General features: G+C 61.0%; 29 protein-coding genes. 25 read left to right on the top strand and 4 right to left on the bottom strand.

Going from position 1 to position 21,653, the window contains the following annotated elements; genetic code table 11:
• Positions 1 to 8: 8 nt before the first annotated feature.
• From rplX to dsbD, 19 genes are all read left to right on the top strand, one after another.
• The gene (gene rplX / locus HWY30_RS19350; RefSeq protein ID WP_018420152.1) at positions 9 to 317 is read left to right on the top strand and encodes a 50S ribosomal protein L24; all 309 of its coding nucleotides are present in this window, start codon (positions 9 to 11) and stop codon (positions 315 to 317) included.
• Between the two features lie 16 nt (positions 318 to 333).
• Positions 334 to 873: a 50S ribosomal protein L5 gene (gene rplE / locus HWY30_RS19345; protein WP_090802163.1), complete on the top strand. Its 540-nt coding sequence runs from the start codon at positions 334 to 336 to the stop codon at positions 871 to 873.
• A 7-nt stretch (positions 874 to 880) separates the two neighbouring features.
• The gene (gene rpsN / locus HWY30_RS19340) at positions 881 to 1,186 is read left to right on the top strand and encodes a 30S ribosomal protein S14 (RefSeq protein WP_090802162.1); all 306 of its coding nucleotides are present in this window, start codon (positions 881 to 883) and stop codon (positions 1,184 to 1,186) included.
• Positions 1,187 to 1,200: 14 nt separating this feature from the next.
• Positions 1,201 to 1,596 (top strand): 30S ribosomal protein S8, encoded by a 396-nt coding sequence (gene rpsH, locus HWY30_RS19335; protein ID WP_006052216.1) that lies wholly within the window; start codon positions 1,201 to 1,203, stop codon positions 1,594 to 1,596.
• Positions 1,597 to 1,614: 18 nt separating this feature from the next.
• Positions 1,615 to 2,145, top strand: coding sequence for a 50S ribosomal protein L6 (gene rplF / locus HWY30_RS19330; protein ID WP_090802160.1), 531 nt, complete (start codon positions 1,615 to 1,617; stop codon positions 2,143 to 2,145).
• Positions 2,146 to 2,157: 12 nt separating this feature from the next.
• A complete protein-coding gene (rplR, locus tag HWY30_RS19325) occupies positions 2,158 to 2,523 on the top strand; it encodes a 50S ribosomal protein L18 (RefSeq protein ID WP_008923336.1) in 366 nt (121 codons plus the stop codon).
• Positions 2,524 to 2,537: 14 nt separating this feature from the next.
• Entirely contained in the window at positions 2,538 to 3,056 is a 519-nt protein-coding gene (rpsE, locus tag HWY30_RS19320; RefSeq protein WP_075303262.1) for a 30S ribosomal protein S5, read from the top strand.
• 11 nt (positions 3,057 to 3,067) lie between these two features.
• On the top strand, positions 3,068 to 3,250 hold the full coding sequence (gene rpmD / locus HWY30_RS19315) for a 50S ribosomal protein L30 (protein ID WP_008923335.1): 183 nt from the start codon (positions 3,068 to 3,070) through the stop codon (positions 3,248 to 3,250).
• A 29-nt stretch (positions 3,251 to 3,279) separates the two neighbouring features.
• Positions 3,280 to 3,714: a 50S ribosomal protein L15 gene (rplO, locus tag HWY30_RS19310; RefSeq protein WP_018420156.1), complete on the top strand. Its 435-nt coding sequence runs from the start codon at positions 3,280 to 3,282 to the stop codon at positions 3,712 to 3,714.
• A gap of 46 nt (positions 3,715 to 3,760) precedes the next feature.
• On the top strand, positions 3,761 to 5,107 hold the full coding sequence (gene secY / locus HWY30_RS19305) for a preprotein translocase subunit SecY (RefSeq protein ID WP_090802158.1): 1,347 nt from the start codon (positions 3,761 to 3,763) through the stop codon (positions 5,105 to 5,107).
• Positions 5,108 to 5,115: 8 nt separating this feature from the next.
• Complete coding sequence (gene infA, locus HWY30_RS19300; RefSeq protein WP_004521905.1) at positions 5,116 to 5,334, top strand: translation initiation factor IF-1; 219 nt, start codon at positions 5,116 to 5,118, stop codon at positions 5,332 to 5,334.
• 20 nt (positions 5,335 to 5,354) lie between these two features.
• The gene (rpmJ, locus tag HWY30_RS19295; RefSeq protein ID WP_004199844.1) at positions 5,355 to 5,471 is read left to right on the top strand and encodes a 50S ribosomal protein L36; all 117 of its coding nucleotides are present in this window, start codon (positions 5,355 to 5,357) and stop codon (positions 5,469 to 5,471) included.
• A 41-nt stretch (positions 5,472 to 5,512) separates the two neighbouring features.
• Positions 5,513 to 5,878 carry a 30S ribosomal protein S13 gene (rpsM, locus tag HWY30_RS19290; protein ID WP_013589830.1) on the top strand — a complete coding sequence of 122 codons (366 nt, stop codon included), beginning with the start codon at positions 5,513 to 5,515 and terminating at the stop codon, positions 5,876 to 5,878.
• A gap of 28 nt (positions 5,879 to 5,906) precedes the next feature.
• Entirely contained in the window at positions 5,907 to 6,311 is a 405-nt protein-coding gene (gene rpsK, locus HWY30_RS19285; RefSeq protein WP_006052224.1) for a 30S ribosomal protein S11, read from the top strand.
• Positions 6,312 to 6,459: 148 nt separating this feature from the next.
• Entirely contained in the window at positions 6,460 to 7,083 is a 624-nt protein-coding gene (gene rpsD, locus HWY30_RS19280) for a 30S ribosomal protein S4 (RefSeq protein WP_090802157.1), read from the top strand.
• Positions 7,084 to 7,207: 124 nt separating this feature from the next.
• Complete coding sequence (locus HWY30_RS19275; protein WP_007730697.1) at positions 7,208 to 8,185, top strand: DNA-directed RNA polymerase subunit alpha; 978 nt, start codon at positions 7,208 to 7,210, stop codon at positions 8,183 to 8,185.
• A 191-nt stretch (positions 8,186 to 8,376) separates the two neighbouring features.
• Entirely contained in the window at positions 8,377 to 8,769 is a 393-nt protein-coding gene (gene rplQ / locus HWY30_RS19270; protein WP_013090750.1) for a 50S ribosomal protein L17, read from the top strand.
• Positions 8,770 to 8,958: 189 nt separating this feature from the next.
• Complete coding sequence (cutA, locus tag HWY30_RS19265; RefSeq protein WP_090802155.1) at positions 8,959 to 9,291, top strand: divalent-cation tolerance protein CutA; 333 nt, start codon at positions 8,959 to 8,961, stop codon at positions 9,289 to 9,291.
• Positions 9,284 to 11,164, top strand: coding sequence for a protein-disulfide reductase DsbD (dsbD, locus tag HWY30_RS19260; RefSeq protein ID WP_090802154.1), 1,881 nt, complete (start codon positions 9,284 to 9,286; stop codon positions 11,162 to 11,164). Before cutA ends, dsbD begins: the two co-directional genes overlap by 8 nt.
• Positions 11,165 to 11,284: 120 nt before the next feature.
• On the opposite strand, the gene hemB is transcribed toward dsbD, so the two are convergent.
• Together hemB and yihA are read right to left on the bottom strand one after the other, a co-directional pair.
• Positions 11,285 to 12,283 carry a porphobilinogen synthase gene (gene hemB, locus HWY30_RS19255; protein WP_090802152.1) on the bottom strand — a complete coding sequence of 333 codons (999 nt, stop codon included), beginning with the start codon at positions 12,281 to 12,283 and terminating at the stop codon, positions 11,285 to 11,287.
• Between the two features lie 278 nt (positions 12,284 to 12,561).
• On the bottom strand, positions 12,562 to 13,224 hold the full coding sequence (gene yihA / locus HWY30_RS19250) for a ribosome biogenesis GTP-binding protein YihA/YsxC (RefSeq protein ID WP_018420165.1): 663 nt from the start codon (positions 13,222 to 13,224) through the stop codon (positions 12,562 to 12,564).
• A gap of 220 nt (positions 13,225 to 13,444) precedes the next feature.
• On the opposite strand from yihA, the gene HWY30_RS19245 reads away from it, so the two are divergent.
• From HWY30_RS19245 to msrQ, 5 genes are all read left to right on the top strand, one after another.
• Positions 13,445 to 14,098, top strand: coding sequence for a c-type cytochrome (locus HWY30_RS19245; protein WP_090802150.1), 654 nt, complete (start codon positions 13,445 to 13,447; stop codon positions 14,096 to 14,098).
• Between the two features lie 118 nt (positions 14,099 to 14,216).
• Positions 14,217 to 16,427: a cytochrome c biogenesis protein ResB gene (locus tag HWY30_RS19240; protein ID WP_090802149.1), complete on the top strand. Its 2,211-nt coding sequence runs from the start codon at positions 14,217 to 14,219 to the stop codon at positions 16,425 to 16,427.
• Positions 16,428 to 16,431: 4 nt separating this feature from the next.
• On the top strand, positions 16,432 to 17,643 hold the full coding sequence (gene ccsB, locus HWY30_RS19235) for a c-type cytochrome biogenesis protein CcsB (RefSeq protein WP_090802147.1): 1,212 nt from the start codon (positions 16,432 to 16,434) through the stop codon (positions 17,641 to 17,643).
• Between the two features lie 206 nt (positions 17,644 to 17,849).
• The gene (gene msrP, locus HWY30_RS19230) at positions 17,850 to 18,845 is read left to right on the top strand and encodes a protein-methionine-sulfoxide reductase catalytic subunit MsrP (protein WP_090802145.1); all 996 of its coding nucleotides are present in this window, start codon (positions 17,850 to 17,852) and stop codon (positions 18,843 to 18,845) included.
• Positions 18,846 to 18,855: 10 nt separating this feature from the next.
• Entirely contained in the window at positions 18,856 to 19,557 is a 702-nt protein-coding gene (gene msrQ, locus HWY30_RS19225) for a protein-methionine-sulfoxide reductase heme-binding subunit MsrQ (RefSeq protein ID WP_090802144.1), read from the top strand.
• 111 nt (positions 19,558 to 19,668) lie between these two features.
• On the opposite strand, the gene lysA is transcribed toward msrQ, so the two are convergent.
• Together lysA and lptM are read right to left on the bottom strand one after the other, a co-directional pair.
• Entirely contained in the window at positions 19,669 to 20,931 is a 1,263-nt protein-coding gene (gene lysA, locus HWY30_RS19220) for a diaminopimelate decarboxylase (protein WP_090802143.1), read from the bottom strand.
• 9 nt (positions 20,932 to 20,940) lie between these two features.
• Positions 20,941 to 21,285, bottom strand: coding sequence for an LPS translocon maturation chaperone LptM (lptM, locus tag HWY30_RS19215; protein ID WP_090802141.1), 345 nt, complete (start codon positions 21,283 to 21,285; stop codon positions 20,941 to 20,943).
• A gap of 35 nt (positions 21,286 to 21,320) precedes the next feature.
• On the opposite strand from lptM, the gene cyaY reads away from it, so the two are divergent.
• Positions 21,321 to 21,641 (top strand): iron donor protein CyaY, encoded by a 321-nt coding sequence (gene cyaY, locus HWY30_RS19210; protein WP_090802140.1) that lies wholly within the window; start codon positions 21,321 to 21,323, stop codon positions 21,639 to 21,641.
• Positions 21,642 to 21,653 lie beyond the last annotated feature (12 nt).

Raw genomic sequence — 21,653 nt, 5'->3', positions numbered from 1 at the left:
GAGTCGCGATGAACAAGATTCGCAAGGGTGACGAAGTTATCGTCATCACCGGCAAAGATAAGGGCAAGCGTGGCGTGGTGCTGGCCGTTCACGGCGAGACCGTGACTGTCGAGGGCATCAACCTCGTCAAGAAGCACGTCAAGCCGAACCCGATGAAGGGTGCGACGGGCGGCGTGGAAGCCAAGACGATGCCGCTGCAAATTTCGAACGTCGCATTGGTGGACGCGAATGGCAAGCCATCGCGTGTAGGCATCAAGGTCGAAGGGGACAAGAAGGTCCGTTTCCTGAAGACGACCGGTGCCGTACTGAGCGCCTGACGCTGCGGAGTAAAAAATGGCTCGTTTGCAAGAGTTTTACAAAGAGAAGGTTGTACCCGGCCTCATCGAGAAGTTCGGTTACAAGTCCGTGATGGAAGTGCCGCGCATCACCAAGATCACCCTGAACATGGGCCTTGGCGAAGCCGTCGCTGACAAGAAGATCATCGAAAACGCCGTTGGCGATCTGACGAAGATCGCGGGCCAGAAGCCGGTGATCACGAAGGCACGCAAGGCAATCGCTGGCTTCAAGATCCGTCAGGGCTATCCGATCGGTGCAATGGTCACGCTGCGTGGCCAGGCAATGTACGAATTCCTGGACCGTTTCGTGACGGTTGCGCTCCCCCGTGTGCGCGACTTCCGTGGCGTGTCGGGCAAGGCGTTCGATGGTCGCGGCAACTACAACGTCGGTGTGAAAGAGCAGATCATTTTCCCCGAAATCGACTACGACAAGATCGACGCACTGCGTGGGCTGAACATCAGCATCACGACGACTGCGAAGACTGACGACGAAGCAAAGGCTCTGCTCGCCAGCTTCAAGTTCCCGTTCAGAAACTGAGGTTACCGTGGCTAAACTGGCACTGATCGAACGTGAAAAGAAGCGTGCTCGCCTCGCCGCCAAGTACGCTCCCAAGCGTGCAGCATTGAAGGCAATCATTGGCGATACGAGCAAGTCGGAAGAAGAGCATTACGCAGCACGCCTGGAACTGCAGCAACTGCCGCGAAACTCTAACCCGACCCGTAAGCGCAACCGTTGCGCAATTACCGGTCGTCCGCGCGGCACGTTCCGTAAATTCGGGCTGGCGCGTAACAAGATTCGCGAAATCGCGTTCCGCGGCGAGATCCCTGGCCTGACCAAGGCGAGCTGGTAATAGGAGAAACATAAATGAGCATGAGTGATCCTATCGCCGATATGCTGACTCGCATCCGCAATGCGCAGATGGTCGAGAAGGTTTCGGTGACTATGCCCTCGTCGAAAGTCAAGGTTGCGATTGCGCAGGTCCTGAAGGACGAAGGTTATATCGACGATTTCGCAGTGAAGTCCGAAGGTGCGAAGTCGGAATTGAACATCGTGTTGAAGTATTACGCTGGCCGTCCGGTCATCGAGCGCATTGAACGCGTCTCGAAGCCTGGTCTGCGTGTGTACCGCGGCCGTAACGACATCCCCGTGGTCATGAATGGCCTGGGCGTGGCAATCGTGTCGACGCCGAAGGGCGTGATGACGGACCGCAAGGCACGTGCAACGGGCGTTGGCGGCGAAGTCATCTGCTATGTCGCTTAAGGCCGAAAGGAGAGAAACATGTCTCGAGTAGGTAAGAGCCCAATCGCGCTGCAAGGCGCGGAAGTGGCCCTGAGCGCCGACAGCATTACTGTCAAGGGTCCGCTGGGTACAATTTCGCAGGCTGCCAACAGCCTCGTGAAGGTAGTGAACGACAGCGGCACGCTGAAGTTCGAACCGGTCGATGAAAGCCGCGAGGCGAATGCGATGTCGGGCACGATGCGCGCGCTGGTTGCGAACATGGTGCACGGCGTGACGAAGGGTTTCGAGCGCAAGCTGACGCTGGTTGGCGTCGGTTATCGCGCACAAGCGCAAGGCGACAAGCTGAACCTGTCGCTGGGTTTCTCGCACCCGGTGGTGCACCAGATGCCGGTTGGCGTCAAGGCAGAAACCCCGTCGCAAACCGAAATCGTGATCAAGGGGATCAACAAGCAACAAGTCGGTCAAGTCGCTGCAGAAGTGCGCGGCTACCGTCCGCCGGAGCCCTACAAGGGCAAGGGCGTGCGTTACGCCGATGAGGTTGTGATCCTCAAAGAAACGAAGAAGAAGTAAGGGTGCGCAATCATGGATAAGACTCAATCTCGCCTGCGCCGCGCTCGTCAGACGCGTATCAAGATCGCTGAGCTGCAGGTCGCGCGTCTCGCCGTGCATCGCACGAACACGCACATCTATGCGCAAGTGTTCTCGCCGTGCGGCACCAAGGTGCTCGCTAGCGCGTCGACGCTCGAAGCCGAAGTGCGTGCGCAACTGGCCGATCAATCGGGAAAGGGCGGCAACGTTGCTGCTGCCACCCTGATCGGCAAGCGCATTGCAGAAAAGGCTAAGGCTGCCGGCATCGAATCCGTCGCCTTCGACCGTTCGGGTTTCCGTTACCACGGCCGCGTGAAAGCGCTGGCTGACGCGGCGCGCGAAGCCGGACTCAAGTTCTAAGGGAAGAATTCGTCATGGCAAAGATGCAAGCTAAAGTTCAGGCTGACGAACGCGACGACGGCCTTCGTGAAAAAATGATCGCGGTTAACCGCGTGACCAAGGTCGTGAAGGGTGGCCGTATTCTCGGCTTCGCTGCACTGACCGTGGTTGGCGACGGTGATGGCCGCGTCGGTATGGGCAAGGGCAAGGCGAAGGAAGTGCCGGTCGCTGTCCAGAAGGCGATGGAACAGGCTCGCCGCAACATGTTCAAGGTGCCGTTGAAGAACGGTACCTTGCAACACGAAGTGCACGGTAAGCACGGCGCATCGACGGTCCTCCTCGCTCCGGCGAAAGACGGTACCGGCGTGATCGCGGGCGGCCCGATGCGCGCCGTGTTCGACGTGATGGGCGTGCAGAACGTTGTGGCCAAGAGCCACGGCTCGACGAACCCGTACAACCTCGTTCGTGCGACGCTCGATGGCCTGCGCAAGCAGTCCACGCCGGCCGACATCGCTGCGAAGCGTGGCAAGTCCGTCGAAGAAATTCTGGGCTAAAGGTGGACACCATGTCTGATAAAACTGTCAAGGTCCAGCTCGTCAAGAGCCTGATCGGCACCCGTGAATCGCACCGTGCAACGGTGCGTGGCTTGGGCCTGCGCCGACTCAACTCGGTTAGCGAGTTGCAGGATACGCCGGCTGTGCGCGGCATGATCAACAAGGTTTCGTACCTCGTTAAGGTCATCAGCTAAGCGGCTGACCAGGACTCAAGGAGTTGATAATGGAATTGAATAACCTGAAGCCGGCCGAAGGCGCGAAGCACGCAAAGCGCCGCGTTGGTCGCGGCATCGGCTCCGGCCTCGGCAAGACCGCTGGCCGTGGTCACAAGGGTCAGAAGTCGCGTTCGGGCGGCTTTCACAAGGTCGGCTTTGAAGGCGGTCAAATGCCGCTGCAACGTCGCCTGCCGAAGCGTGGCTTCACCTCGCTGACGAAGGAATTCGTCGGTGAGGTACGTCTCTCGGATCTGGAGAAGCTGCCGGTCGACGAAATCGATCTGCTGGCTCTCAAGCAAGCCGGCCTCGTCGGCGAGCTGATCCGTAGCGCCAAGATCATTGCAACGGGCGAGCTCAAGCGCAAGGTCGTTGTGAAGGGTCTGGGTGCGACGAAGAGCGCACGTGCTGCTATCGAGGCAGCCGGTGGCTCTTTTGCCGAGTAACGCGCAAGTTAATTGCCGTCACTAGCACTTGCATCGGAGAAGGTACTTGGCTAACAGCCCGAGTCTCGCAAAACCCGGTCGCAGCGCGGCGAAGTTTGGCGATCTGCGCCGGCGAGCAGTGTTCCTGCTGCTGGCGCTAGTCGTCTACCGTATCGGCGCGCATATTCCGGTGCCGGGTATCGACCCGGACCAACTGGCGAAACTGTTCCAAAGCCAGTCGGGCGGCATCCTTGGCATGTTTAACATGTTCTCGGGTGGCGCACTTTCGCGGTTCACGATTTTCGCGCTGGGGATCATGCCGTACATTTCGGCGTCGATCATCATGCAGTTGCTGGCGATTGTTTCGCCGCAGCTCGAAGCGCTGAAAAAGGAAGGGCAGGCAGGTCAGCGAAAGATTACGCAGTACACGCGGATCTTCACGGTTGTGCTGGCGACGTTCCAGGCGTTCGGTATTGCCGTCGCTCTGGAAAATCAGCCGGGCCTCGTGATCGATCCGGGGATGGTTTTCCGCTTGACGACGGTCGTGACGCTGGTGACCGGCACGATGTTCCTGATGTGGCTGGGTGAGCAGATCACGGAGCGCGGGCTTGGCAACGGTATTTCGATCATCATATTCGGCGGTATTGCGGCGGGTTTCCCGAACGCAATCGGTGGTCTCTTTGAACTGGTGCGAACCGGCTCGATGAGCATCATCTCGGCGATTATCGTCGTCGCGCTGATTGCTGCTGTGACCTATGTGGTGGTGTTCATCGAACGCGGCCAGCGCAAGATACTTGTGAATTATGCGAAGCGGCAGGTGGGCAACAAGATTTACGGCGGCCAGTCTTCGCATTTGCCGCTGAAGCTGAATATGTCGGGGGTGATTCCGCCGATCTTCGCATCGTCGATCATTCTCTTCCCGGCAACTATCCTGAACTGGTTCAGTTCGGGTTCGCGTACCAGCTGGTTCGCAGACACGTTGCACAACGTTGCCGAAGCCCTGAAGCCCGGTCAACCGGTGTATGTGTTGCTGTACGCATTGGCGATCGTCTTCTTCTGCTTCTTTTACACTGCACTGGTGTTTAACAGCAGGGAAACGGCCGACAACCTGAAAAAGAGCGGCGCTTTCGTCCCAGGTATCCGCCCGGGCGATCAGACGGCGCGATATATCGACCGCATCCTTACGCGTTTGACGCTTGCCGGTGCGATCTACATCGTGTTCGTTTGCCTGCTGCCTGAATTTCTGGTGCTACGCTGGAACGTGCCGTTTTATTTTGGTGGAACGTCGCTGCTGATCATTGTCGTCGTCACAATGGATTTCATGGCGCAGGTGCAGTCGTACGTTATGTCGCAACAGTATGAATCGCTGCTGAAGAAAGCTAATTTCAAAGGCGGCGGCGTCCCGATGCGTTGAAAGGACTTATGGCCAAAGACGATGTTATCCAGATGCAGGGCGAAGTAATCGAGAACCTGCCTAATGCTACCTTCAGGGTGAAGCTGGAAAACGGCCATGTCGTGTTGGGACACATATCCGGCAAAATGCGGATGCACTACATCCGGATCTTGCCGGGCGACAAGGTGACGGTTGAATTGACGCCTTACGATCTGTCGCGTGCGCGGATCGTGTTCCGGGCGAAGTGATTTGAAAAAAGGGTAATATCATGAAAGTGATGGCATCGGTTAAGCGCATTTGCCGCAATTGCAAGATCATCAAGCGCAAAGGCGTTGTGCGCGTGATTTGCAGTTCTGATCCGCGCCACAAACAGCGTCAAGGCTGAACGCCGCGCTTTTGCTTGCGCTTTTTGTTTGAGGAAAAACAATGGCTCGTATCGCAGGGGTTAACATCCCGAATCACCAGCATACTGAAATCGGCCTGACGGCTATTTACGGTGTCGGTCGCACGCGCTCGCGCGACATTTGCGTCGCTGCTGGTGTGGCATTTTCGAAGAAGGTCAAAGACCTGACTGACGCAGACCTCGAAAAGCTGCGTGAAGAAGTCGGCAAGTTCATCGTTGAAGGCGATCTGCGCCGTGAAACGACGATGAACATCAAGCGCCTGATGGATCTCGGCTGCTATCGTGGCGTGCGGCATCGTAAGGGTCTGCCCCTGCGCGGCCAGCGTACGCGTACGAATGCCCGTACGCGCAAGGGTCCGCGTCGTGCAGCGCAATCGCTGAAGAAGTAAGCGGAACTGACAGTTACAGGAAAACGTAATGGCTAAGGCTTCGAACAACTCCGCGGCGCAACGCGTTCGCAAGAAGGTCAAGAAGAACGTCGCCGAGGGCGTGGTTCACGTTCACGCGTCGTTCAACAACACCATCATCACGATCACCGACCGTCAAGGCAACGCGCTTGCCTGGGCAACGTCGGGCGGTCAGGGCTTCAAGGGTTCGCGTAAGTCGACTCCGTTTGCAGCTCAGGTCGCAGCTGAATCAGCTGGCCGCGTGGCGATGGAATACGGCGTGAAGAACCTCGAAGTGCGGATCAAGGGCCCCGGTCCTGGCCGGGAATCGGCGGTGCGCGCGCTGCATGGTCTTGGCATCAAGATCACCGCGATCTCCGACGTGACGCCGGTCCCGCATAACGGCTGCCGTCCGCCGAAGCGTCGTCGTATCTAAGACGCTGGTATTTCGAGCGCCTGTTGCCGCCTTGCGCGGTGGCGGGCTGCGCGTGTTATTTGAATTGACTAAGCCCACCGTTCGACTCAAAGGGTTCGGACTAGCGCGAGTGGAAGCATTCGCGTGACAAATCACAGAAGGAATTAACGTGGCACGTTATATCGGCCCCAAGGCCAAGCTGTCCCGCCGTGAAGGCACTGACCTCTTCCTGAAGAGCGCGCGCCGTTCGCTCGCTGACAAGTGCAAGCTTGACAGCAAGCCCGGCCAGCACGGCCGTACCTCGGGCGCACGTACGTCCGACTATGGCACTCAGCTGCGCGAGAAGCAAAAAGTAAAGCGTATCTACGGTGTCCTCGAGCGCCAGTTCCGTCGCTACTTCGCTGAAGCAGACCGCCTGAAGGGCAACACGGGTGAGAACCTGCTGAAACTGCTCGAATCGCGTCTGGACAACGTCGTGTATCGCATGGGCTTTGGCTCGACGCGCGCTGAAGCACGTCAGCTCGTTGGCCACAAGGCAATCACGGTGAACGGCGTCGTGACGAACATCCCGTCGATGCAAGTGAAGGCTGGGGACGTCGTCGCCGTGCGCGAACAGAAGCGCAAGCAGGCTCGCATCATTGAGGCGCTGTCGCTCGCTGAGCAAGGCGGCATGCCGAGCTGGGTCGCGGTCGACGCGAAGAAGTTCGAAGGTACCTTCAAGCAGAAGCCGGAACGCAGCGACATCGCTGGCGACATCAACGAAAGCCTGATCGTCGAATTGTATTCGCGGTAATCGGATTGATGGCCGGGGCGCCCTGATTGCGTTGCGCAAGGGGGCGTCTCGGCTGTTTATTTTCAGGTTGTTACCGGTCAGCCTTATCGGTGTAACGAGCCGAGGGTATTGAAAAGGAAAACCTATGCAAACCAGTTTGTTGAAGCCCAAGATTATTGCAGTTGAATCGCTTGGCGAAAGCCACGCGAAAGTGGTCATGGAGCCGTTTGAACGCGGTTATGGCCACACCTTGGGCAACGCGCTTCGGCGCGTGCTGTTGTCGTCGATGGTGGGCTATGCCCCGACCGAGGTGACGATTGCAGGCGTCGTGCACGAGTATTCGACGCTCGACGGTGTGCAAGAGGATGTGGTCAACTTGTTGTTGAACCTGAAGGGCGTCGTCTTCAAGCTGCATAATCGTGACGAAGTGACGGTTACGCTGCGGAAGGAAGGCGAAGGCGTGGTCACGGCCGGCGATATCGAACTCGCACACGATTGCGAAGTCATCAATCCCGATCACGTGATTGCGCATCTGTCGAAGGGTGGCAAGCTCGACGTGCAGATCAAGGTCGAAAAGGGCCGCGGCTATGTGCCGGGCAATGTGCGTCGTTACGGTGAAGAGTCGGCCAAGATCATCGGCCGGATCGTGCTGGACGCCTCGTTTTCGCCGGTTCGTCGCGTGAGCTACGCGGTCGAAAGCGCTCGCGTCGAGCAGCGCACCGACCTCGACAAGCTCGTGATGAACATCGAGACCAACGGTGTGATTTCGCCGGAAGAAGCGATCCGACAATCGGCGCGCATTCTGGTCGATCAGTTGTCGGTGTTCGCGGCGCTGGAAGGTACCGAAGCAGCGGCGGAAGCGCCGTCGCGCGCACCGCAGATCGATCCGATCCTGCTGCGTCCGGTCGACGATCTCGAACTGACGGTTCGTTCCGCGAACTGCCTGAAGGCCGAGAACATCTACTACATCGGCGACCTGATCCAGCGTACCGAGAACGAACTGCTCAAGACTCCGAATCTGGGTCGCAAGTCGCTGAACGAGATCAAGGAAGTTCTGGCATCGCGTGGGCTGACGCTCGGCATGAAGCTCGAAAACTGGCCGCCGGCTGGTCTCGACAAGTAAGCGGACAACTCGGTTGGGTGTGACCCGCGAATTGCACCGATGTACTGTACTGGCAAAGGCGCGGATTTTCCTTTAAAATCCGCGTCTTGTCTTTTGTCACTACCGGCCCGTGCGCTCACTGTTTGTAGGCGATGCTGCAGAACGAGTGCGATAGAAGAGCTGGACCAAAACTTTGAACTGAAGGAATTAACATGCGTCACCGTCATGGTCTGCGGAAACTGAACCGCACGAGCAGCCACCGTTTGGCAATGCTCCGTAACATGTCCAACTCGCTGATCGAGCACGAAGTCATCAAGACCACGCTGCCGAAGGCCAAGGAACTTCGTAAAGTCGTCGAGCCGCTGATCACGCTCGGCAAGAAGCCGTCGCTCGCAAACCGTCGTCTGGCGTTCAACCGCCTGCGCGATCGTGACTCGGTCACGAAGCTGTTCGACGTGCTCGGCCCGCGCTACGCAAACCGTCCGGGCGGCTACCTGCGCGTGCTGAAGTTCGGCTTCCGCGTTGGTGACAATGCGCCGATGGCACTGGTCGAACTGCTCGACCGTCCGGAAGTTGAAGAAACGGAAGTGCAAGAAGCTGAGTAAGCTTTCTGCTTCGACAAAAAGCCAGGCGCATCGCCTGGCTTTTTTGTTTTCTGCGGCGGATTTTTCATTGATAGCGAAAGCCGCTTCGCAGTGACCAAATGTCGCGGCCGCACCGCGTGGCGCCCTGCAGGGCGACAGGGCCAGGTGATACGATATCGGGATCGAAAACCTGCGCCGCCGGAGCTTGGTGTGAGTGTGAATGTGACCTTGGTGCTGACAACGGTGCCGGATGCGGCCGGCGCTCAAAAGCTCGCAGCCGACGCGCTCGCCGCTCGCCTTTGCGCGTGCGTAACCCAGCTAGGCAGCGTGCAGTCGAGCTATCACTGGCAGGGCGCGATCGAAACCGCGCAGGAAATCCAGCTGCTGTTCAAGACCAGCGCCGCTCGCGCGCTCGAACTGGAGCAATACATTCAGGCTCATCATCCCTACGGCACGCCGGAAATCCTCTCATGGCAAGCGACGGCCTCCGCCGCCTACGGCCAGTGGATCACTGCTGAAACCCAACGCCCTGTTCATGTTTAACGGTCTCGACCGGCGCGCGCGCGCTGCGCTGCGCACCGCATTCTTTCTGCTCGGCTGCGTGTTCCTCGCGCAAGTCGCCACGCTCGCGCGCGCTGCGGACGACTTCCTCGACCCGTCCGTCGCGTTCCGGTTCAGCGCGACCGAGGCCCCCGGCCAAGTCGTCGTCACCTACAAGATTGCGGACGGCTACTACATGTACCGCGAGCGCTTCGCGTTCGCGACCCGCAACGGCACGGCGACGCTTGGCGAGCCTGAACTGCCAGGCGGTCATGTGAAGTTCGATCAGACATTCAACAAGAATGTCGAGACGTATCGCAACGAGCTGACGATTCGTATTCCGGTCAAGCAGGCTGCCGGACCGTTCGATCTTGCGGTGACGTCGCAGGGCTGCGCCGACGCGGGCATCTGCTACCCCCCGATGGAGCGCGTGTACCACGTGAGCAGCGAGGCGCTGCAGCTGGCTGGCAGCGGGACGGCGACCCCAACCGCGCAACAATCCGCCGCCGCTGACGACGAACCCTGGTACGAACGCGCCACCAGCGCCGATTACGCGCAGTCGCTGCTGCAGCGTGGCGGTTTTTTTGCGATCGTCGGGCTTTATTTCGTTGCCGGCGCCATTCTGAGCTTGCTGCCGTGCTCGTATCCGATGATTCCGATTCTGTCGGCGATCATCATCGGTGAGGGAGCGCGCGTCACGCGCAGGCGTGGCTTCGCGCTGTCGCTCGCGTATGTAGTCGGGATGGCGCTCGTGTACACGGTGCTGGGTGTCGTGGCGGCACTCGTCGGGCAGAGTCTCGGCGCATGGCTGCAGAACCCGTGGGTGCTCGGCGCGTTCGGCGGGCTTCTGACGATTTTCGCGCTGCTGCTGATCGCCGGTGTGGATCTCGAACTGCCGCCGCGCTGGCGCGATCGCATGTCGAGCGGGTCAGCGGGACGCTCAGGTGGCAAATTTACCGCGGTCGCCGTGATGGGCGCGCTGTCGGCGCTGGTGGTCGGCGCCTGCATGACCGCGCCGCTTTTTGCGGTGCTCGCGTTCATCGCGCATACCGGCAACGCCGTGCTCGGTGGCGCGGCACTGTTCTCGATGGGCATCGGGCTCGGGCTGCCGCTGCTGATCATTGGCCTCGGCGCGGGTACACTGCTGCCGCGCGCGGGCAAGTGGATGGACAGCGTAAAAGTGTTCTTTGGCGTCGTTCTGCTGGCCGCGGCGGTGTGGATTGTTTGGCCGGTGCTCGGCGGGGCGGCGTCGATGCTGTTGAGCGCCCTCTGGCTGCTGATCGCCGCGGTTGCGCTCGGCCTGTTTTCCAAGTCGGTTGCGGGCGCCTCGATATGGCACCGGCTTGGGCGGGCGGTCGGCGTCGTGATGGCGGTTTGGGCAGCCGCGCTTCTAGTTGGCCTCGCGGCGGGATCGTTGGATCCGCTGCGACCGCTGGCGGTGCTCGCGGCTCGCGTCGGTAATCAGGCGAGCATCGCGAAGGATGGCTCCAGCGCGGCCGCGCCGGCGCCGCAAAGCGATTTGACGTTCGCGCCGGTACGTTCATCGGATCAGCTCGACCAGGCCGTCAAAACGGCGGCGCAGCCAGCCATGCTCGATTTTTACGCGGACTGGTGCGTGAGCTGCAAGGAGATGGAGAAATTCACCTTCAGCGACCCGCGCGTTCAGGCGAAGCTGAAGCAGATGAATCTGCTGCGCGCCGACGTCACTGCGAACAATACCGACGACCAGGCGCTGCTCAAGCGCTTCAATCTGTTCGGGCCGCCGGGGATTATTTTTTTCGATCAGGGTGGCAAGGAAGTGTTGCGGGAGGTCGGCTACGAATCGGCGGACAAATTCCTGCGCACACTGGATCGGGCGAGTGCATCGGGGGTGTAATCGAAGGCCGCGGGGCGTTGCAAGACCGCCGCTTCGCAAACGGCAGCACAAAAAAACGGAGGCGAACCCCTAAGATTCGCCTCTTTTTTTTCGACGGCCGCGCGCTAAACCGCGCCTGGCTTACTTCTGCGAACGCAGGATCTTCGCGGCATCCAGCGCGAAATACGTCAGCACGCCGTCCGCGCCTGCACGCTTGAACGCGAGCAGCGATTCCATCATCACCTTGTCGTGATCGAGCCAGCCATTCTGCGCGGCGGCCTTCAGCATGGCGTATTCGCCGCTTACCTGGTACACGTAGGTGGGGAACTGGAACTCGTCCTTCACGCGACGCACGATGTCCAGATACGGCATGCCCGGCTTGACCATCACCATGTCCGCGCCTTCGTTGATGTCGGCCTGCACTTCGCGCAGCGCCTCGTTGGAATTTGCCGGGTCCATCTGGTAGGTCATCTTGTTGCTCTTGCCGAGGTTCGTCGCGGAACCGACGGCATCGCGGAACGGGCCGTAGAACGCCGAAGCGTACTTCGCCGCGTACGCCATGATGCGCGTGTGGATATGGTCCTCGCTCTCGAGCATTTCGCGGATCGCACCAATGCGTCCGTCCATCATGTCCGACGGCGCGACGATGTCGACGCCGGCTTCCGCCTGCGCACGAGCCTGCTCGACGAGGATCTCGACGGTTTCGTCGTTGATCACGTAGCCGGCTTCGTCGAGCACGCCGTCCTGACCATGGCTCGTATACGGATCGAGCGCCACGTCGGTGAGCACGCCGAGCCCCGGAAAATTCTTCTTCAACTCGCGCACCGCGCGCGGGATCAGGCCCGCGGGGTTGGCCGCTTCACGGCCTTCGGGTGTTTTCAGCGAGGGCTCGATCGCGGGAAACAGAGACAACACCGGCACGCCCAGTTCGACGCACTGCCCGGCGACGCCCATCAGCAGATCGACCGACACACGCTCGACGCCCGGCATCGACGGCACGGCTTGCCGCACGTTGGTTCCCTCGACGATGAATACGGGGTAAATCAGATCGTTGGTCGTGAGGATGTTTTCGCGCATCATGCGACGCGAGAAGTCGTCACGGCGCATGCGGCGCGGACGGTAGTGCGGGTAGAAGCTCATATCGAATCGAAGATCGTGGATAGGTGGAGTGGACAAATAGCACCTGGCTCCGCTCCCGGAAACTTTTCGAGACAATGGTATATCATACCGATCGAGCAAGGCGCCTAGCGCTGACCTCCCCGCTTCTCCTCCCTGAGCGGGTGCCTGTCGTTTTTCGATTAGGCTGTTTGACCCGCCGTTCAAGCGGCGGGTTTTTTTATGCGCGGCCGCAAACGCGCTCTGACGCGGGTTTTACAGGCATATCACGCGTGCCGCGGGATTCCTGCATTGATATGCGTTCAGCCCGCGGCCGGCGTTTCGCCTGTTTCGCCCGCTGCCTCCGGGATCAGCCAGCTCTCGATCAGCTCATGCGCTTCATCGAGCCCCGTTCGCTTGAGCGCCGAAAACAGTTGCGCGGTGAGTTCGCCGCGATAGCCCGCAGCCCGATATTCGGCCAGTCCCTTCTGCGCGGTGCGCAATGCGTTCGTGCTTTCCTGACGCGTCAATTTGTCGCATTTGGTGAGCAGCGTGTGGATCGGCTTGCCGGTCGGCGCGAACCACTCGATCATGCGCCGATCGAGATCCGTCAGAGGGCGGCGCGAATCCATCATGAGGATCATGCCGCGCAGTTGCGAGCGCGATTGCAGATACGTGGACAGCAGCGCTTCCCAGTGCGCCTTCGCCGCACCCGGCACTTCCGCATAACCGTAGCCCGGCAGGTCGACCAGATAGGCGGTCGGCTCATCCGCCTTGCCAACCGAAAAATAATTGATGTGCTGCGTGCGGCCAGGCGTCTTACTTGCGAATGCAAGTCGCTTCTGATTGCAGAGCACGTTGATCGCGGTCGATTTGCCCGCGTTCGAGCGTCCCGCGAAAGCGATCTCGGGCTGCGCGGTGGCCGGCAGGTCGCGCAGATGATTGACGGTGGTATAGAAGCGGGATTCGTGGAGCAGGAAGGGCATGGTGGAAGCCAGATTGGAGAAGCTGCGGAGTCCGCAGCGGGAACGGGGTCAAGCCCGACTGGCGTCTAAGCGATTAGCGAGTTATTGTACAATACGATGGTTTACTGAAAACCTTAGGAGGCCGCCCCACGTGCCTTGGCGGCTCCTGGCGGTCACTCGGTCGCCGTCGTCGTACTTTGCAGAACATCTAAAATCCCACAAGACGAGACAGGGTGTGCGAATGAATCGACTGTGCAAGACTCTGATGGTGCTTCATGTAACGGCAGGTCTTTCAGGTTTGGCAATTCAGGCACGAGCAGCAGATCCGGCAAAGCCGGACATCAATCGGGGGCAGGCAATCGCGGTACAGGTATGCGCGTCATGTCACGGCGCAGACGGCAACAGTGCCGGCGGCGCATACCCGAAACTGGCGGGCCAGCATCCTGAGTACCTCGTCAAGCAGCTCAGAGATTTCAAGCCGCAGCCGGGCGCCAAACAGGCCGCGCGCAACAATGCGATCATGGCGGGCATGGCCGCCGCGCTTTCCGATCAGGACATGATCAACGTCGCGGCTTACTTCTCGACGCAGACGCCCAAGCCAGGCTATGCGCACAACAAGAAGACCGTCGCGGTGGGGCAGCAGATCTATCGCGGTGGGATTGCCGACCGCGGGGTGCCGGCCTGCGCGGCCTGTCACGGGCCCACGGGGCAGGGCATTCCGATCCAGTATCCACGCCTGTCGGGGCAGTGGGCCGAGTACTCGGTCACGCAATTGACCGCGTTCACGCAAGGTCCGGGCGCTCGTAATAACAACGACGCGATGCATGCGATAGCATCGCGTCTGTCGGACAACGAAATCAAAGCGGTTGCCGACTACATCGCGGGCCTGCATTAAGCGCTTCGTCCGCGCAAATCCAACCGGCCCGGCGAGGCCGGTGAAAAACAAGAAAAGGGTGAGGGTGTCGTCGCTACGACAGCCCTTCACCCTTTTTTGCTGTTCAGTCGGAGATTGAATGAGCGTCACCACGTCGGGTCTGCAGTCGAAGTCGGGCAATCGCGTCATGCGCAGCGCCATCGAGCTCCTGAGCTCGATGCGTTTCGCCATTGCGCTGCTCGTCATTCTGTCGATCGCCAGCATCATCGGTACCGTCCTCACGCAGGACGATCCGTATCCCAACTACGTCAACCAGTTCGGTCCGTTCTGGGCGGACATCTTCCGCGCGCTTAGCCTCTACACGGTGTACAGCTCGTGGTGGTTCATGCTGATTCTCGGCTTCCTGATGGTGTCTGTGTCGCTCTGCGTGATCCGAAATGCGCCGAAGATGGTCGCCGACGTGAAGAGCTGGAAGGACAAGGTTCGAGAAGGCAGCCTGCGCGCGTTCCATCACAAGGGTGAGTTCGCGGTGCACGGCACGCGCGCGCAGTCGGCGGCGGTGCTCGCAAGGTTGTCGGCGAAGCTCGGCTACAAGTTCGTCACGCGCGAGTCGGACGGCGCGACGTTGATCGCCGCGAAGCGTGGCGCGCTGACGAAGTTCGGCTACATCTCCGCGCACCTCGCGATCGTCGTGATCTGCCTCGGCGGCCTGCTCGACAGCAATCTGCCGATCAAGCTGCAAATGTGGCTGTTCGACAAGTCGCCGATCAACTCGAACACGGTGATCAACGAGATTTCGCCCGAGCATCGGCTGTCGCAATCGAACCCGACGTTCCGCGGCTACGCGTGGGTACCCGAAGGGCAGCACGTGTCGACCGCGATCCTGAATCAGCCCAATGGTTCGCTGATCCAGGACCTGCCGTTTTCGATCGAGCTCAACAAGTTCATCGTCGATTACTACTCGACAGGCATGCCGAAGCTGTTCGCGAGCGACATCGTCGTGATCGATCACAAGACCGGCGCGCGCGTGCCGGCGCGCGTCGAGGTCAACAAGCCGTTCGAATACGACGGCGTGTCGATTTATCAATCGAGCTTCCAGGACGGCGGCTCGCAGATGCAGATGACTGCCTTCCCGATGTCCGGCCCGAGTGCAAAGCCCGCGCCGTTTGGCGGCACGATCGGCGGCAGCGCGCCGTTGAGCTCGGCCACGCCGCTGGCCGATGGCCAGACCGTCGAATTCACCGACTTCCGCGCGATCAACGTCGAAAACATCTCGAACGGCAACGGGCAGAACGATGCGCGCGGGGTTGTCGCGCAGCACTCGCTGAAGGAAGCGTTCGACGAGCGCCTCGGCTCCGGCGCGAAAACGTCGAAGCCGCTCGATCTGCACAACGTCGGCCCGTCGGTGCAGTACAAGATTCGCGGCAAGGATGGCCAGGCGCGCGAATACAACAACTACATGCTGCCCGTCGACGTGAACGGCGAGAAAATGTTCCTCGCCGGCATGCGCTTGAATCCCGATGACCCGTTCCGCTATCTGCGAATTCCCGCCGACAGCGGCGGCACGCTCAAGGAATGGATGAATCTGCGCGCCACGCTGGAAGACCCGAACCAACGGGCCATCGCCGCTCATCAATTCGCGCAGCGTTCGGTGCCGGGTTCAAATGCGGAGTTGCAGCAACATCTGGAGGAAAGCGCCTTGCGGGTGCTGACCCTTTTTGCGGGCGCCGACGGCAGCATGAAGATGCCGAATGGCGAAACGCTCGGCGGCTTCCAGGCGGTCGCTGGGTTTATCGACCGCTCGGTACCGAAGGGCGAGCAGGAAAAGGCCGCGGGCCTGCTGCTTCGCATGCTCGAAGGTGTGACGTGGGACTTGTGGCAACTGTCGCGCCAGCGGCTCGGCGAGCCCGCCGCGCCGGCCGATGCGGACACGAGCCGCTTCATCCAGAGTTCGCTTAATGCGATTTCCGACAGCTTTCTGTATGGATCGCCGGTCTATTTGCAGCTTGACTCATTCAAGCAGGTGCAAGCTTCGGTATTTCAGTTGACGCGCGCGCCGGGCAAAAAAGTCGTGTATCTTGGCAGCCTGCTTCTCGTATTGGGCATCTTCTCGATGTTCTACGTTCGCGAACGGCGTCTGTGGTTCTGGCTCAAGGACACGGACCACGGCACGAGCGTCGTAATGGCGATGTCGAGCGCGCGTAAGACGCTAGACTTCGAGAAAGAGTTCGTCCAGACGCGGGCCGCCGTGAGCGCCGCATTGGGCGCGAAACTCATCGAAGCAGCCGATGCCAGCCCGGCCGGCCAGGCCGCCGCTGCGTCGGCAAGCTCACAGGATTCGACCCGGTAAGATCATGGACTTGACTCAGGTTTCCTCCTCCTCTTCTTCTGCTTCACGCGCCGACAAGGCGTTTGCGAGCAGCACGCCCGAACTCCCGAACTTCGACGAACGGCCGTTCCTGAAACGCCTGGGTATCGTCGACTGGCTGTTCGCGCTCGCGCTCGTCGGGGGCGCCGGGTTCGCGCTGTCGCGCTATTACCCGTTCATGAACTACTACGACAAATTGGTGCTGATGTGCTCGGTGCCGGTTTTCGTCGTGCTCGGCTGGCGCTGGAAGCCGGTGCGTCCGCTGATGGTGGGAATCGCCGCGCTGTCGCTGCTCGCAATCCAGATCTACCACGGCGATCTGAGCCGCGCCGACAACGCTTTCTTCCTCAAGTATTTCCTGTCGAGCCAGTCCGCGATCCTGTGGATGAGCGCGCTCTTCGTATTCGCGACCGGGTTCTACTGGATCGCGCTGCTGTCGCGCTCGCCGACCGGCGCCGCGATCGGCTCGAAGATGACGTGGGCGGCGGTGCTGATGGGCTTCGTCGGCATGATGGTGCGCTGGTACGAGTCGTATCTGATCGGCGCGGACGTTGGCCATATTCCGATTTCGAACCTCTATGAAGTGTTCGTGCTGTTCAGCCTGATCACCGCGCTGTTCTATCTGTACTACGAGCAGCACTACAACACGCGCGCGCTCGGCGCGTTCGTGTTGCTCGTGATCAGCGCAGCCGTCGGCTTCCTGATGTGGTACTCGGTCGCGCGCGATGCGCAGCAGATCCAGCCGCTCGTGCCGGCGCTGCAAAGCTGGTGGATGAAGATTCACGTGCCGGCGAACTTCATCGGCTATGGCAGCTTCGCGCTGTCGGCGATGGTCGGCGTCGCATATCTGGCGAAGGAACGCGGCGTGCTCGCGGATCGTCTGCCGGCGCTCGACGTGCTCGACGACGTGATGTACAAGTCGATCGCGGTCGGCTTCGCGTTCTTCACGATCGCGACGATTCTCGGCGCGCTGTGGGCCGCCCAAGCCTGGGGCGGCTACTGGAGCTGGGACCCGAAGGAGACGTGGGCGCTGATCGTGTGGCTGAACTACGCGGCCTGGCTGCACATGCGTATGATGAAGGGCCTGCGCGGCGCGCTCGCCGCGTGGTGGGCGCTGACCGGGCTGCTGGTCACGAGCTTCGCGTTCCTCGGCGTGAACATGTTCCTGTCGGGCTTGCATAGCTACGGCAAGCTGTAAGATCCGCCGCGCTGAACCGACTAAGAACCGCCGCGTGCTTTCGCACCGGCGGTTTTTTTATGGCCGATGGAATATTCGTTGCTGCCCGGTGTTCGCCAGTCGAGCACCAGAGCAACTACCCATGGATGACAGACGCCCCCAAAGGGGCGATCATCAATAAGGCTCCGCAACGCGCGCGACGCGGCGGGCCGGCAAGGAGTAGCACGATGTGGATCAAGCGAAGCGACAGAATTCAACTGACCGGCGATGACATCGCGCGCAGCGAAATCGCGCCGCGGCACGTGTTCGAGAACCGGCGACGCATCCTGCAGGCGGCGGGCGCGATGGCGCTCGGCGGCCTGATCGGCGTGAGCGGCGAGGCGCTCGCGACCTACTCGTCGCCCGATCCGAAGGCGCAGAAGCTCGCGGCGAAAACCAACACCAGGTTCGTCGCGCTCGACAAGATCACGCCGTACAAGGACATCACAACCTACAACAATTTCTACGAGTTCGGCACCGGTAAATCCGACCCCTCGCAGCGCGCGGGCACGTTGCGGCCGCATCCGTGGAAGGTGAGCGTCGAGGGCGAGATCAACAATCCGAAGGTGTACGACATCGACGATCTGCTGAAGCTCGCGCCGCTCGAGGAGCGTGTGTACCGGCATCGCTGCGTCGAAGGTTGGTCGATCGTGGTGCCGTGGATCGGCGTCTCGCTGTCGGAGCTGATCAAACGCGTCGAACCGACCGGCAATGCAAAGTACGTGCAGTTCATCACGCTCGCCGATCCGTCGCAGATGCCAGGGTTGTCGGCACCCATACTCGATTGGCCTTACTCCGAAGGCCTGCGGATGGACGAGGCGATGCATCCGCTGACGCTACTGACGATGGGCCTCTACGGCCAGGTGCTGCCGAATCAGAACGGCGCGCCGGTGCGCGTCGTGGTGCCGTGGAAGTACGGCTTCAAGAGCGCGAAGTCGCTCGTGAAAATCCGCTTCGTCGAGAAGCAGCCGCCGACGAGCTGGAACACGTACGCGTCGAACGAATATGGGTTTTATTCGAACGTGAATCCGAATGTCGACCATCCGCGCTGGAGTCAAGCCACTGAACGGCGCATCGGCGAAGACGGCTTTTTCACGCCGAAACGCAAGACGCTGATGTTCAACGGTTACGGCGATCAGGTCGCGTCGCTCTATCAGGGCATGGACCTGAAGAAGAACTTCTAGGGCGAGCGCGATGGTTTCCGATACGCAAACTGTCACCCGCACCGAGCCTGCGACGCGGCGGACCTCGTCGGCGTCGGCGGCGAAGCCGCGTTCCACCGGCGGCGCGCGCTGGGTCGTGCCCACCAAAGTCGCGGTCTTCATCGCGGCGCTCTATCCTCTCGCGCGCCTCGTGCTGTTCGGCCTGACCGACCGGCTCGGCGCGAATCCGATTGAATTCATCACACGCTCGACCGGCCTGTGGACGCTCGTGTTCCTGTGCATCACGCTCGCGGTGACGCCGCTACGCCGTCTGACCGGCGTCGCCGCGTTCGTGCGTTTGCGCCGCATGCTCGGGCTCTACACGTTCTTCTACGCGACGCTGCATTTCACCACGTACCTGTGGTTCGACAAGTGGTTCGATGTTGCGGAGATTCTGAAGGACATCGGCAAGCGGCCGTTCATCACGGTGGGCTTCGCCGCGTTCGTGCTGCTGATCGCGCTTGCGGTCACGTCGCCGCGCGCGATGGTGCGCAAGCTCGGACGTCGCTGGCAGACGCTGCATCGCGCGATCTATGCGATCGGCGTGCTCGCGATCCTGCATTTCTGGTGGATGAAGGCGGGCAAGCACGACCTGCTGCTGCCGAAGATCTACGGCGCGGTGATGATCGCGTTGCTGGGATGGCGACTGGTGGTGTGGATACGTGAGCGGAGGATGGGAACGCGCCGACGATGATGGCGAGTTTATTGGCGTCACGCTGTTTCAAATAAAAATGGCGATGCCACCGTGGCATCGCCATTTTCGTTGCTGCGCTCGACCTTCGCGCTCTGCCGCAGGTACTGACGTTTACGCCGGCAGTATCGTTTCATCCGCATACAGCTGCTTGACCTCTTCGCGCGCGCGAACCACATGCGCCTGTGTACCATCCACCATCACCTCGGCGGCGCGCGCACGGGTGTTGTAGTTCGAGCTCATCACGAAGCCGTACGCGCCGGCCGAGCGGATCGCGAGCAGATCGCCGGGTTCGACCGCGAGCAGCCGCTCGCGGCCGAGCCAGTCGCCGCTTTCGCAGACCGGGCCGACCACGTCGTACACATGCGCGGGGACGTCGCGCTTCACGACCGGCTCGATGGCATGATAGGCGTCGTACATCGCGGGGCGCGCGAGATCGGTCATCGCCGCGTCGACGATCGCGAAGTTCTTGTCCTCGCCCGGCTTCAGAAACTCGAGACGTGTGAGCAGCACGCCCGCATTGCCGACCAGCGAGCGGCCCGGCTCGAAATAGACTTCGCGGTGACCGTGGCCGCGCGCTTCGATGCGATCGAGCACCGTGCGCACGAACTCACCGATTTCCGGCGGCGTTTCGTCGTCGTAGGTGATGCCCAGACCGCCGCCGACGTCGATATGGCGAATCGACACGCCGTCCTGCTCGATCTGCTCGACGAGTTCCAGCACCTTGTCGATCGCGTCGAGATAGGGCGCGACTTCAGTGATCTGCGAGCCAATATGGCAGTCGATGCCGATCACCTCGAGATTCGACATCGCCGCGGCCGCCTGGTAGGTGGCACGCGCATCTTCGAACGCGATGCCGAACTTGTTGGTCTTGAGTCCGGTGGAAATGTACGGATGCGTTTTCGCATCGACATCGGGATTCACGCGCAGCGACACCGGCGCTTTCTTGCCCATCTCGCCCGCCACCGAATTGAGGCGGTCGAGTTCGGGAATCGATTCGACGTTGAAGCATTTGACGCCCGCCGCGAGCGCGTCGCGCATTTCGCTTGCCTGCTTGCCAACGCCCGAAAACACGGTGTTTTCCGCTTTGCCGCCAGCCGCGAGCACGCGCGCGAGCTCGCCGCCCGACACGATGTCGAAGCCCGCGCCGAGGCGCGCGAACACGTTCAGCACCGCGAGATTGCTGTTGGCCTTGACGGCCACGTGCACGCTCGCGCGACGCCCCGCGCAGGCGCCCGCATAGGCGTTCCACGCTGCGGTGAGCGCGGCGCGTGAATAGACGTAGAGCGGCGTGCCGAACTGCTCGGCGAGGGAAACGGCGGACACGCCTTCGGCGTGCAATACGCCGTCGACGTAGTCAAATGCGGATCGAGTCATGCGAAAGTCTTATTGAACGGAAGGGACGGCAGAGGCGGGCAGCGGCACTGCGGGAGCCGATGCCGCCGAAGCGGGCGGCGCCGCGAGCTGGTCTTCGGGGGCGAGCGTGAGCGGCGTGCCCGAGGTGTCCGGGATCGAACCCGTGTCGGCCGCGCTGCCGCTAGCCGGTTGCGTTCGATCGGTCGATGGTGTTTGCGTGCGGTGAGCCGGCGGGGCAGGCATCGGCGGTACGGTCGGCAGATAGAGTGAGCCGCGTTGGCCGCAGCCGGTAAGCGCACAACCTGCGAGAATGACTAAAACCGCTACAATCGCGCGGCCGGGCGCTGCCGCGCGCATCCGAGTTACGACTCGCATGACTGTCCCTGAATGAATAATCGATGGAGTTTAGCATGTCCGATAGTGATTACCTGACCCGTGCGGAAGCCGTGCTGGCCGCCATCGAGAGCGCGCTCGACGACATCGACGCCGACATCGAGCTCGAGCGCAGCGGCAACGTTTTGACGCTCGAATTCGAGAACCGCACGAAGATCATCGTCAACCTTCAGCCGCCGATGAGCGAGATCTGGATCGCGGCGAAGGCCGGCGGTTTCCACTTCCGTTTCGTCGACGGTGAATGGCGCGACACGCGCAGCGGCGCGGAGTTTTTCGCGGCGCTATCGCAGTATGCGACGCAGCAGGCTGGCGAGCCGGTGCGGATCGCCGCGCTATGAGCGCGGTGTAAT

Source organism: Paraburkholderia tuberum STM678 (assembly GCF_902833905.1).
GTDB lineage: Bacteria > Pseudomonadota > Gammaproteobacteria > Burkholderiales > Burkholderiaceae > Paraburkholderia > Paraburkholderia tuberum.
The sequence above is the reverse complement of the archived record's forward strand: the minus strand, read 5'-3'. Positions and strand labels throughout refer to the sequence as shown.